10 protein-coding genes are annotated in these 11,347 nt (G+C 60.4%); 4 read left to right on the top strand and 6 right to left on the bottom strand.

Annotation, left to right across the window (positions count from 1 at the left end; translation table 11 throughout):
- Positions 1 to 147: 147 nt before the first annotated feature.
- On the bottom strand, positions 148 to 1,110 hold the full coding sequence (locus HX811_RS31350) for a zinc-binding dehydrogenase (protein WP_177048783.1): 963 nt from the start codon (positions 1,108 to 1,110) through the stop codon (positions 148 to 150).
- 138 nt (positions 1,111 to 1,248) lie between these two features.
- On the opposite strand from HX811_RS31350, the gene HX811_RS31345 reads away from it, so the two are divergent.
- Both HX811_RS31345 and HX811_RS31340 read left to right on the top strand, forming a co-directional pair.
- Positions 1,249 to 3,330, top strand: a complete 2,082-nt coding sequence (locus HX811_RS31345; RefSeq protein ID WP_023659269.1) for a carboxy terminal-processing peptidase — start codon at positions 1,249 to 1,251, stop codon at positions 3,328 to 3,330.
- A 112-nt stretch (positions 3,331 to 3,442) separates the two neighbouring features.
- Complete coding sequence (locus HX811_RS31340) at positions 3,443 to 5,221, top strand: bifunctional diguanylate cyclase/phosphodiesterase (protein WP_023659268.1); 1,779 nt, start codon at positions 3,443 to 3,445, stop codon at positions 5,219 to 5,221.
- 1 nt (position 5,222) lies between these two features.
- Here HX811_RS31340 and HX811_RS31335 read toward each other — a convergent pair whose 3' ends face one another.
- The 5 genes from HX811_RS31335 to HX811_RS31315 form a co-directional block, all read right to left on the bottom strand.
- Complete coding sequence (locus HX811_RS31335; RefSeq protein WP_003211114.1) at positions 5,223 to 5,609, bottom strand: sel1 repeat family protein; 387 nt, start codon at positions 5,607 to 5,609, stop codon at positions 5,223 to 5,225.
- Positions 5,609 to 5,980, bottom strand: a complete 372-nt coding sequence (locus HX811_RS31330) for a hypothetical protein (protein WP_003211116.1) — start codon at positions 5,978 to 5,980, stop codon at positions 5,609 to 5,611. The genes HX811_RS31335 and HX811_RS31330 overlap by 1 nt, the downstream gene beginning before the upstream one ends.
- Positions 5,977 to 6,315, bottom strand: a complete 339-nt coding sequence (locus HX811_RS31325; protein WP_177048781.1) for a helix-turn-helix transcriptional regulator — start codon at positions 6,313 to 6,315, stop codon at positions 5,977 to 5,979. Before HX811_RS31325 ends, HX811_RS31330 begins: the two co-directional genes overlap by 4 nt.
- Positions 6,316 to 6,412: 97 nt before the next feature.
- Complete coding sequence (locus HX811_RS31320; protein ID WP_003211120.1) at positions 6,413 to 6,868, bottom strand: YkvA family protein; 456 nt, start codon at positions 6,866 to 6,868, stop codon at positions 6,413 to 6,415.
- Between the two features lie 452 nt (positions 6,869 to 7,320).
- On the bottom strand, positions 7,321 to 8,061 hold the full coding sequence (locus HX811_RS31315) for an FKBP-type peptidyl-prolyl cis-trans isomerase (protein ID WP_003211122.1): 741 nt from the start codon (positions 8,059 to 8,061) through the stop codon (positions 7,321 to 7,323).
- 246 nt (positions 8,062 to 8,307) lie between these two features.
- Between HX811_RS31315 and HX811_RS31310 the strand changes: the two genes are divergently transcribed.
- A complete protein-coding gene (locus HX811_RS31310) occupies positions 8,308 to 10,119 on the top strand; it encodes a di-heme-cytochrome C peroxidase (protein WP_177048779.1) in 1,812 nt (603 codons plus the stop codon).
- Positions 10,120 to 10,150: 31 nt separating this feature from the next.
- Positions 10,151 to 11,281 (top strand): catalase family protein, encoded by a 1,131-nt coding sequence (locus HX811_RS31305; RefSeq protein ID WP_177021326.1) that lies wholly within the window; start codon positions 10,151 to 10,153, stop codon positions 11,279 to 11,281.
- The last annotated feature ends 66 nt before the right edge of the window (positions 11,282 to 11,347 follow it).

The following is an 11,347-nucleotide window of genomic DNA, read 5'->3' as shown; positions in this document are numbered from 1 at the left end:
GCCGAGTGGTGGGGCAAGAGCGTTTTGCTTACTTTTGCGCTCTTCAAAAGTGAGCCGCTGTAAGAGCGGAACCAATAGTCGCCGTTACGAAAATAACGGATATACACCCAGCCCAACTCCCCCCCAACACAAATGTCGCATCTGAAATCAGGTCAGACTCTCGTCAATCACCAACACCAGCTTCCCTGAAATCCGATTAGTCGCCAGCTCCGCAAACGCAGCCTCGGCATCCTTGATCGGAAACGTCCTGGCCAGTTGCGGACTCAAGCGCCCCTCGGCAAACAACGGCCATACATGCTGGCTCAAGTCACTGAACAAGTCAGCCTTGAACTGATCATCCCGACTGCGCAAAGTCGACCCCAACACCTGCACACACTTGGCCAACACCTGCGCCAGATCGATCTGCGCCTCACGCCCCCCCATCAATCCAATCAACACCCAGCGCCCATCACGCGCCACCAGCTTGAGATTCAGCGCCGCGTAATTCCCCCCCACCGGGTCAAGAATCACATCGAACGGTCCAAAATCCCTCAAGCCCTCGATGCCGTCAGTACGTACCACACCCCCCTGAGCCCCCAGCGCTTCACAGTACGCAAGGCGATCCGCCGACCCCACGCTGACCCAACACGGGCTGCCAAACGCCTTGCACAACTGAATCGCCGCCGAGCCCACCCCACTGGCGCCGGCATGCAACAACACCTTCTCACCGGGCTTGAGGCCCGCCAACTGGAACAGGTTCAACCACGCGGTGCTGTATACCTCGGGCAACCCGGCCGCTTCGACCAGGGATACGCCATCCGGCACCGGCAGCACATGCCGCGCATCCACCACCACTTCTTCAGCCATCCCGCCGCCAGCCAGCAAGGCGCAAACCCGATCACCCACTTGCCACGACGAACCGGCGCCGACTTCGCTGATCACCCCGGAACACTCCAGGCCCAGCACCTGGCTGGCACCGGGAGGTGGCGGATAAAGCCCCGAACGCTGTAATAAATCGGCGCGATTCAGGCCCGCAGCCGCCACGCGAATGCGTACTTGGCCTACATCGCATGTAGGACTTGGCTCTTCTTGCCACTCCACATGACCTTCAACGCCTTGCAATGCTTTCACAGTGCCTCCATAGTGAGTCTGGACTGAGCCCGTTGCTGTAGCGTCGGGCTTTTTGCATTATGCGACCGGCCCATATGGAACCGGCGACTTCAAAGACGGCCTAATATGCGTTATCAATTGCCCCCGCGTCGAATCAGCATGAAGCATTTGTTCCCCAGCACCGCCCTCGCTCTTTTTATCGGTATCGGCCTTTTGCCGCTGTCGAGCAATACGTTCGCAGCCAACAGCTGGGACAACCTTCAGCCTGATCGCGATGAGGTGATTGCCAGCCTTAACGTCGTCGAGTTGCTCAAGCGCCACCATTACAGCAAGCCGCCGTTGGACGACGCTCGTTCGGTGATCATTTACGACAGCTACCTCAAGCTGTTGGATCCCTCGCGCAGCTATTTCCTGGCCAGCGACATCACCGAGTTCGACAAGTGGAAGACGCAGTTCGACGACTTCCTCAAGAGCGGTGACCTGCAGCCCGGCTTCACCATCTACAAGCGCTACCTGGACCGCGTCAAAGCGCGTCTGGACTTCGCCATTGGTGAGCTGGACAAAGGTGTCGACAAGTTCGACTTCACCAAGAAAGAGACCTTGCTGGTTGACCGCAAGGACGCTCCTTGGCTGACCACCGAAGCCGAGCTGGACGACCTGTGGCGCAAGCGCGTCAAGGATGAAGTCCTGCGCTTGAAGATCGCCGGCAAAGAGCCGAAGGCCATCCAGGAACTGTTGACCAAGCGCTACAAGAATCAGCTGGCACGTCTGGATCAGACCCGTGCCGAAGATATCTTCCAGGCCTACATCAACACCTTCGCAATGTCCTACGACCCGCACACCAATTATCTGTCGCCAGATAACGCGGAAAATTTCGATATCAACATGAGTCTGTCGCTGGAAGGCATCGGTGCCGTCCTGCAAAGCGATAACGACCAGGTGAAGATCGTGCGTCTGGTGCCGGCAGGTCCGGCCGACAAGACCAAGCAGGTTGCCCCGGCCGACAAGATCATCGGTGTGGCCCAGGCCGACAAAGAGATGGTCGACGTGGTCGGCTGGCGCCTGGATGAAGTGGTCAAGCTGATCCGCGGGCCGAAAGGCAGCGTGGTGCGCCTGGAAGTGATTCCGCACACCAACGCACCGAACGACCAGACCAGCAAGATCGTGTCCATCACCCGTGAAGCGGTGAAACTCGAAGACCAGGCTGTCCAGAAGCAAGTCCTCAACCTCAAGCAGGATGGCAAGGACTACAAGCTCGGCGTGGTGGTGATCCCGGCGTTCTACCTGGACTTCAAAGCGTTCCGCGCCGGTGATCCGGACTACAAGAGCACCACCCGCGACGTTAAGAAAATCCTCACAGAATTGCAGAAGGAAAAAGTCGACGGCGTGGTCATCGACCTGCGCAACAACGGCGGCGGTTCCTTGCAGGAGGCCACCGAGCTGACCAGTCTGTTTATCGACAAGGGTCCGACCGTGCTGGTGCGTAACGCTGACGGCCGTGTCGACGTGCTGGAAGACGAGAACCCGGGTGCCTTCTACAAAGGGCCGATGGCGTTGCTGGTCAACCGCCTCTCGGCATCCGCCTCGGAGATTTTTGCCGGCGCGATGCAGGACTACCACCGTGCGCTGATCATCGGCGGCCAGACCTTCGGCAAAGGCACCGTGCAGACCATCCAGCCGCTGAACCATGGCGAGCTGAAACTGACGCTGGCCAAGTTCTACCGGGTTTCCGGGCAGAGCACCCAGCATCAGGGCGTACTGCCGGACGTCGATTTCCCGTCGATCATCGACACCAAGGAAATCGGCGAGAGCGCCCTGCCCGAGGCGATGCCGTGGGACACTATCCGTCCTGCGATCAAGCCTGCGGTAGACCCGTTCAAACCGTACATCGCAGAGTTGAAAGCTGATCACGAAGCCCGCTCCGCCAAGGATGCCGAGTTCATCTTCATCCGCGACAAACTGGCCCTGGCCAAGAAGTTGATGGAAGAGAAAACCGTCAGCCTGAACGAAGCCGACCGTCGTGCGCAGCACACCGACATCGAGAATCAGCAACTGGTGCTGGAGAACGCCCGCCGCAAGGCCAAAGGCGAAGCCCCGCTCAAGGAACTGAAGAAAGAAGACGAAGACGCGATCGCCGCCGAGCCTGATAAAACCAAGCCGGAAGATGATGCCTACCTGAGCGAGACCGGGCGCATCCTGCTGGACTACTTGAAGATCAGCAAGACGGTGGCCAAGCAGTAAATGATGGCGATTTAATGTGAACGCTCCTCGGAGTGTCATCAAATAGACATCATTCTGTCGTGAAATGAAGGACCTGCCAAAGCAGGTCCTTTTTTTTCGACCCGAGAAAATCATGACCATGACCGAACAGCTGAATGCATTGGGCTCAATCCTGGCTCAAGGCAGTTTGCACAGCCTGTTCCAACCCATCATTTCCCTGTCTGAACGACGCGTCATCGGTTATGAAGCCCTCAGTCGCGGCCCGTCCAACAGCCCGTTGCACTCCCCTGTCGCACTGTTCTCCGTGGCCCGTCACGCCGGGCGTCTCAGTGAGCTGGAGATGGTCTGCCGGGAAAGTGCCTGCCGGCGGTTCAGCGAGCAGAAACTGCCGGGCAAGCTGTTTCTCAACGTCTCACCCGAATCCCTGCTGGAGACCGCCCACCAGCCCGGCCGTACCCTGCAACTGCTCAGCGACTTCGGCATCCCGCCCAGCCAGGTGGTGATCGAACTGACCGAGCAAACCCCGACCGACGATTTTCAACTGCTGCAAACCGCGCTGCACCACTACCGCGCCATGGGCTTTTCGATTGCCCTGGATGACCTGGGTGCCGGTTATTCCAGCCTGCGGCTGTGGTCGGAGCTGCGCCCGGACTACGTGAAGATCGATCGACACTTTATCGACGGCATCCACCAGGACGCCCTCAAGCGCGAGTTTGTCGGCTCCATCCTGCAAATCGCCAAGGCCTCCCGGGCCCAGGTCATCGCCGAAGGCATCGAGTTGCCGGAAGAGTTGGCGGTGCTCACGGAAATGGGCGTTGACCTGGTGCAGGGCTACCTGCTCTGCCGCCCCCAGGAACACCCGCCGCAGGAAGCGCGGTTGATGCTGCCCAAGCCCGACAACGCCAACGTCGCGCTGAACGACGAAGGCAGCGACCTCAGCGCCCTGCTCAACGAACAACCGGCCGTGGGCCAGCACACCGCCACGGCGCAGGTTTTGGAAGCCTTCCGGCGCCAGGCCAACCTCAATTCCCTGGCGGTGCTGGATGAGCGTGGCCACCCGATTGGCATCGTGCACCGGCACTCGCTGTCGGATGCGCTGCTCAAGCCGTTCGCCACCGATCTGTTCGCCCGCAAGCCCATCAGCCGGTTAATGAGCGATGACTTTCTCGCGGTGGAACTGAGCCAGTCCTTGCAGCAGGTCAGCCGCCTGCTCACCAGTCGCGCACGCCAGCGGATCGAGGAAGATTTCATCATCACCCTCAACGGCGATTATCTGGGGCTGGGCCGGGTGATCGATGTGCTCAAGCTGATTACCGAGCTGAAAATCCAGCAGGCACGCTATGCCAACCCGCTGACCTTGCTGCCGGGCAACGTCCCCATCCAGCAGTGCCTGACGCGGCTGTTGCAGCAACAACGCGAGTCTGTGATCTGCTACGTCGATATCGACAGTTTCAAGCCATTCAACGATATCTACGGCTATGGCCGGGGCGATGAAGTGCTGCTGTGCCTGGCGCAATGCCTGAACGACCGGGTAGACCCCAGCCGCGACTTCGTCGGGCATATCGGCGGTGATGACTTTTTGCTGGTGCTGGGGCCGCAGGATTGGCGCAAGCGGCTGAACCAACTGCTGGACGACTTCCACACCCAGTGCCGGCGCTTCTATCGCAGCGAGCATCTGGACGCGGGCTGTTTCGTTGCACTGAACCGCCAGGGCGTGCGCCAGGAGTTTGCGCTGCTGTCGCTGTCCATCGGCGTGGTGCATTTGTATCCACAGGCCTGTGGACAACTCGATGCCAGCCAGTTGGCGGAACTGGCCTCGCAAGCCAAGCACCACGCGAAGAACGTGGCGGGCTACAGCATTCATGTGATTGACAGCCTGGAGCTGGGCCAGGCAGAACCGCAGCCGCTCTAGATCAGAGTTGCTCCAGGCGCATCTGCGCCAACGGGTGCCCGGCTCGGGCGGCGATTTTCCACCAGCGTGCCGCTTCCAGCGGATCAGGCGCCTTGCCAAGGCTGCCCGCAAGGCTCAACACCCCAATCTGGTAGGCCGCCTTGCCGTCGCCGGCCAGGGCCGCCAGCCGCAACAGTCGCACGCCTTCTTCACGGGCGCCGAGGCCCTTGCCACGAAACGTCAGGATATGTCCGTAGAAACTCTGTGCTCCTACGTCGCCCAGATTGGCCATGCGCGCGAACTGGCCTTCAAGCCACTGCCAGCCACGCGGCTGTCGCACGAACCAGGACCAATGAAACAACTTGCGCGCCAGCCAGTAACTGGCATACGCCTTGAGCTTCCAGAACACTACGCCTCCGCTGACTCGGGATAATCGTACTCAAATACTCGCACCACTTCGGATGCGTGCCACGACGCCGCGGCCACGCCATCGGACGGCCCGCAGAAGCGCCCGAGACGCTCCACACATTCAAAGAAACCGGTACGTGGCAGGCGACTGGCGCCCTGGCTGATCACCAGGGAACTGCGCAGTGGTTGGTCGGCCTTGGCATCCAGCGCCGCCAGGTGCTCCAGCGCAGCCGTCAGGGTCTGCATGGCCGGCGTGGGAAATTGCAGGCGCTCCAGCAAGGCGCGGTAGGTCAAGAGGTGGCGCTGTCGGCGCGCCTGGTCCAGCTCGTTGAGTAACCCATCCCAATGTTGACGGCTGATGCGTACGCTCACGTTTCGTCCCTCCAACCTGCAACGCCAAGTTCCCAGGCCAGGCTGCGGCGGATGGCAGCGTCCGGCTGGCGTTCACCGCTTTCGATCAGGCCCAGGTAAGACGGGCTGATGCCCACTGTGCGCGCCAGAACCTCGATGGCCAGGCCCTTGGCCTCGCGCAGGCTTCGCAGCTGCTCCAGGGGGCGCAGATCCGGTTCGGCAGTGGCTTGGCTAATGGTCGAAGCGGGAAGCGTTGGCTGTTGCTGACCGGCAGCTTTTAACAGCGCCTGATACTGAGCCCATGGCAGAACCGCATATTCGGGCTCGCCATCCTTTGTAATTATCTGAATATCCATGACTGCCCCGTAGGATCACAACACTTACTTCGTAAGTACTTTCCTTAGGAGTGTAATCCTAACAGCCACAAAGAGCGCAGGGGGATATTCCCAAGGTTCAGTTTTTTTTCAGGTGTTCTTGCGTAAGCAACTGAGGCGTCGCAGGAAGGCGCTCAACCACCGCAAGTTTCTCGGGGAGCTGACGCTCGCGCCAGGCGCGAAAGGCGCTCAGTTCGCCGTCGAGGGTCTTCATGACCCACGCCAGCACAGCAATGTCGTCGAGCATGCCGAACACCGGGATAAAGTCCGGGATCGCGTCAATCGGGCTCAGGAAGTACATCAACCCTGCCACTACCGAAATCAGCGCCTTGGGGCTGATGGCCCGGTACTCGCCGCGCCAGTAGGCCAGGCACAAGGCCTGGAGCAGCTTGAGATCGTCCTTGAGCTTGCCCAGCCGGTTGCCCTGGCTCGAGCCTTTGGCGGCGACCGCGAACAGCAACGTCGGCAAGCGCCCACGGCCAAGCAGGCGAGCAGCCATGGGCAGGAAGCGGGTGAAATTAAACGGGGCTTTCATCGTCACTCCAGTTCCAGGCGACAGAAAAGGTTATCCACACAAATTGTGGATAACCTTGTGAACAGAGCCTATTTTCCAGGCTGAAAGCCACGTAATACAAGGCCTACAGTCAGATCGGGCGTTTTTTGCGCACATAAAAAAAACCCAAGAATTCATTGACTTGGAGATAATCTGCGTCTACCCGTACTCGGGTCTTTTATCAGACTGCTCTAGCCCGCATGGGTTCGGTTGAATTTGCCCTGGATTCAACTGATCGTTCCCACGCTCTGCGTGGGGATGCCGCCTGTGGCGCTCCGCGCTCGCTGTTAGCGCTAGGCTTGAGCAATGCGCGGTCGTGACGCAGAGCGTCACGGGATGCATTCCCACGCAGAGCGTGGGAACGATCGCACGATCGCACAGGCCAGAAACAACAACGCCCCGTCGAGACGGGGCGTTGTGTGTTCAGGCGCTGATTACTTCTTGGCAGCAGGAGCCGCCGGTGCGTCAGGAGCGTCTGCCTTGGACGGGTCCTTGATGGCCAGCAGTTCCAGGTCGAATACCAGCACGGAGTTGGCTGGAATCGCCGGGCTCGGGCTCTGGGCACCGTAGGCCAGGTCGGACGGGATGTACAACTCGACCTTCTCGCCAACGTGCATCAGTTGCAGGCCTTCGACCCAACCCGGAATCACGCCGCTGACCGGCAGGTCAATCGGGCTGCCGCGATCCACGGAGCTGTCAAAGGTGGTGCCGTTGGTGAGCTTGCCGGTGTAGTGAACAGTCACTACGTCGGTAGGCTTGGGTTGAGCACCGTCGGCTTTCTTCACGATCTTGTATTGCAGACCGGAAGCAGTGGTGACAACGCCGTCTTTCTTGGCGTTTTCTTCGAGGAATTTCTTGCCGGCAGTTGCCGACTCTTCGCTCATCTTGGCCATACGCTCTTCAGCACGTTTTTGCAGTGCGGCGAAGGCTTCGACCAGCTCGTCGTCTTTCAGCTTCTGTTCTTTCTTGCCGACGGCATCTTCGATGCCTTGGGCTACCGCTTTGGAGTCCAGGTCATCCATACCTTCTTGAGCAAGGCTTTTGCCCATGTTCAGGCCGATACCGTAGGAAGCTTTTTGCGCCGGGGTTTTCAGCTCTACGCTGGTTTGCGAATCACAACCCGCAAGTACCAGGCTAACCAGGGCCACCGCCGCCGCCAACCGATGCTGTTTCATGCTATTTCCTTGTTCGTGTGCCAAAAGGGCATTCGAGTAAAGTCGCGAGCTTATCAGGCGGCCACGACCAATGGCTACCGGCATGTGAGCAGGAAACTTCTGATAAGTTCACGTGTTTAAAAGCATTTTCATTCAATCCAGGGCCCTGCAACGGACGGCAGCAGCGCTGGAACGAGACTCATGGCCACTTGCCGCACTGCTGGCCTGATGGCATAAGAACGCTACAACTCGACAAGGATAGTTATCTTGCGCATTTTTTCCCGTGTTTTGCTGATGATTTTCATACTGCTGGGCCTGGTCCTGGCGGTGGTGCTCTATTACGTGGTCAACCCGAAGCTGCCGGTTTACGTGCCGGTGGAACAGGTGCATTACCAGGACCAATGGAGCGCCGCAGATCGCCAGACCTATTACTTCACGCCCCAGGGCACCCAGGTCAAGGGCCTGCGGTATGCCTGGTTTACCGCCTTGGAACTGCCGTTCTCCGAGCAGCGTTTCGCCACGCCCGAGTACCTGGCGCGCTTTGGTTTTCTGGTAGACCCCAGGCAGGTGCCCACCGCGCAGAACCCCGGCAACCTGCCGGTGGGTTTCGCCCGGCATAAAAATGCCGGCAGCAATGATGAGTTCCTCGACATCACCTGCGCCGCCTGCCACACCGGCCAGTTGAACTTCAAAGGCCAGGGCCTGCGGATCGACGGTGGCCCGGCGCAACATGTGCTGCCGTCCAGCGTGCCGACCCTGCGCGGCGGCAGCTTCGGCCAGGCACTGGTCGCCAGCCTGGCCTCGACCTACTACAACCCGTGGAAATTCGAGCGCTTTGCCCGCACCTTGCTGGGCCATGACTACAACGACCAGACCGCAGCGCAACTGCGCCAGGACTTCAAGAAGTCCCTGAACAACTTCCTGAAAGTCGCCTGGAACGACACCCACCGTGGCCTCTACCCCACCGAAGAAGGCCCGGGCCGCACCGACGCCTTTGGCCGTATCGCCAACGCCAGCTTCGGCGACGCCATTTCCCCCGACAACTACCGCATCGCCAACGCCCCGGTGGACTACCCGCAACTGTGGGACATCTGGACCTTCGACTGGGTGCAATGGAACGGCTCGGCCCAGCAACCCATGGCCCGCAATATCGGCGAAGCCCTGGGCGTCGGCGCCACCCTGGACTTCTTCGACAACGCCGGCCAGCCGCTCCAGGGCGATGCGCGCTACGCCTCCAGCGTGCGGGTTCGCGACCTGAATACCATCGAAGAAACCCTGCAACGGCTCAAGCCACCCACCTGGCCCGAAGACCTGTTCGGCGCGATCGACAAACCGCTGGCCGCCCAGGGTCGCGCACTGTTCGCGGAAAACTGCGCCGGCTGCCACGTGCCAGCGGTGTCCCAGGTCGATGGCCGCCCGGTGCGGCAGCTGAAAATGCTCCCCGTGGACGTCATCGGCACCGACCCCACTACCGCCAACAATATCGCTGACCACCGCTTCGACCTCAGCGCCCTGCAATGGGACCCGGCGGAGTTGGCGAAAATGAACGTCGAACTGCACCCCACGCCCACCGAGCCGCTGGACCTGCGCAACCTCTCTTCAGCCAAAGGCCTGGCCTACATCACCGCCTTTGTCGAAGACCACGCCTACCGTGCCGCCGGTGTGACACCTGCCGAACGCCCGCGCCTGGACGGCTTCGGCCTGCCGATCGGCGTACGCGAATTGCGTGCCTACAAGGCACGGCCCCTGGCCGGGGTGTGGGCGACACCGCCGTTCCTGCACAACGGCTCGGTGCCGACGATCTACCAATTGCTCTCGCCTCAGGACGAGCGCAGCCCGACCTTCTATAAAGGCACCTTCGAATACGACCCGCGCCACCTGGGCTATCAAACCGCCGCGTTCCCCAACGCGTTCCTGTTCGATACGCGCATCACCGGCAACCATAACAGCGGCCACGAATTCCGTGCCGGGCAGCGTGGCAACGGTGTGATTGGCCGAGGCTTGCTGCCCCAGGAACGCTGGGCGCTGCTGGAATATTTGAAAGTGCTGGGCGGCCCGCTGGAACAGCAACTGCCCTGACCCAACCGACTTCGCAGAAAAGGATTTTTAAATGCTCGCTCGACTTTGGCTGCGCCTCGGCGCGTTTCTCGGCAAGACCCTGTTGTGGCTGGTGGGCCTGGGCCTGCTGGGCTGGTTGCTGTCCACCCTGTGGTTTGCCTGGCAGCACAGCGGCCCGGTATCGCCGGACGAACAGATCCCGCCGGGGGAAGCGGCCATGACCCAGGGCATCATCCAGACCGCCGTGCGCATCGTCGACCAACACCGCGAGGGCACGCGTTACCTGCGGGATGCGCATGCCAAGGCCCATGGCTGCGTGAAGGCCGAGGTCAGCGTACTGGCGGACCTCGACCCGGCCCTGCGCCAGGGCGTGTTCGCCGAGCCGGGCAAGACCTGGCAGGCGATGATGCGACTGTCCAACGGCAATGCGTATCCGCAGTTCGACAGCATCCGGGATGCCCGGGGGATGGCGATCAAGTTGCTGGACGTGCCAGGCAAACAGCTGCTGGCGGATCAGCAGGCGCGGGGTGAGCAGGACTTTGTGATGTTCAGCCATCCGAATTTTTTCGTCAGTGATGTGGCGGAGTATGCGCAGAACATTTCGGCTCAGGCCGATGGCAAGAAAGTCATGGCGTTTTTCCCCGGGGTGGATCCGCGCAGTTGGCAGGTGCGGCATTTGTTTATCGCGCTGGCGACGTTGGCGCCGCCGCCGGTGAGTCCTACGCAGACGACGTATTTCTCGGTGTCGCCGTATAAGTTTGGGGCGGCGAATGCGAAGTTTCGGGTGGCGCCGGATCCCCAGGGGTGTCCTGCGTATGTGCTGCCCAAACAGAATCAGGACTTGCCGAACTTTTTGCGCAGTGCGTTGAATCAGCAACTGTCGACGGACCGGGTGGCGGCGTGTTTTGTGTTGCAGATTCAGCGGCAGAATCCGCAGAAGTTCATGCCGATCGAGGACACCAGCGTTGAGTGGAAAGAGAGTGATGCGCCGTTTGAGACGGTGGCCAAGGTGGTGATTCCGGCGCAGGATTTTGATACGCCGGCGTTGAACCTGGCTTGTGATAATCAGTCGTTTAATCCGTGGTTTGGGGTGGAGGCGCATCGGCCGATTGGGGGGATTAACCGGTTGCGTAAGGCGGTGTATGAGGCGGTCAGTGATTATCGGCATAGCCGGAATTTGTAGCTCCGCGGTGTTGGGGACATATCCGTTATTTGGGTGATGGCTTATATCGGTTCCGCTCTTACAGCG

Origin of the sequence: Pseudomonas sp. F8002, assembly GCF_013385495.1 — a bacterium.
In the GTDB taxonomy this organism is placed as follows: domain Bacteria; phylum Pseudomonadota; class Gammaproteobacteria; order Pseudomonadales; family Pseudomonadaceae; genus Aquipseudomonas.
Note: the sequence above shows the minus strand (reverse complement) of the source record. Positions and strands in the feature narration are given on the sequence as shown.

What these genes read in the sequence shown, in the direction of transcription:
- HX811_RS31325 (WP_177048781.1), bottom strand. Translation starts at nt 6,315, where the DNA reads ATGGATATTCAGATAATTACAAAGGATGGCGAGCCCGAATATGCGGTT.
- HX811_RS31320 (WP_003211120.1), bottom strand. Translation starts at nt 6,868, where the DNA reads ATGAAAGCCCCGTTTAATTTCACCCGCTTCCTGCCCATGGCTGCTCGC.
- HX811_RS31340 (WP_023659268.1), top strand. Translation starts at nt 3,443, where the DNA reads ATGACCATGACCGAACAGCTGAATGCATTGGGCTCAATCCTGGCTCAA.
- HX811_RS31305 (WP_177021326.1), top strand. Translation starts at nt 10,151, where the DNA reads ATGCTCGCTCGACTTTGGCTGCGCCTCGGCGCGTTTCTCGGCAAGACC.
- HX811_RS31315 (WP_003211122.1), bottom strand. Translation starts at nt 8,061, where the DNA reads ATGAAACAGCATCGGTTGGCGGCGGCGGTGGCCCTGGTTAGCCTGGTA.
- HX811_RS31345 (WP_023659269.1), top strand. Translation starts at nt 1,249, where the DNA reads ATGAAGCATTTGTTCCCCAGCACCGCCCTCGCTCTTTTTATCGGTATC.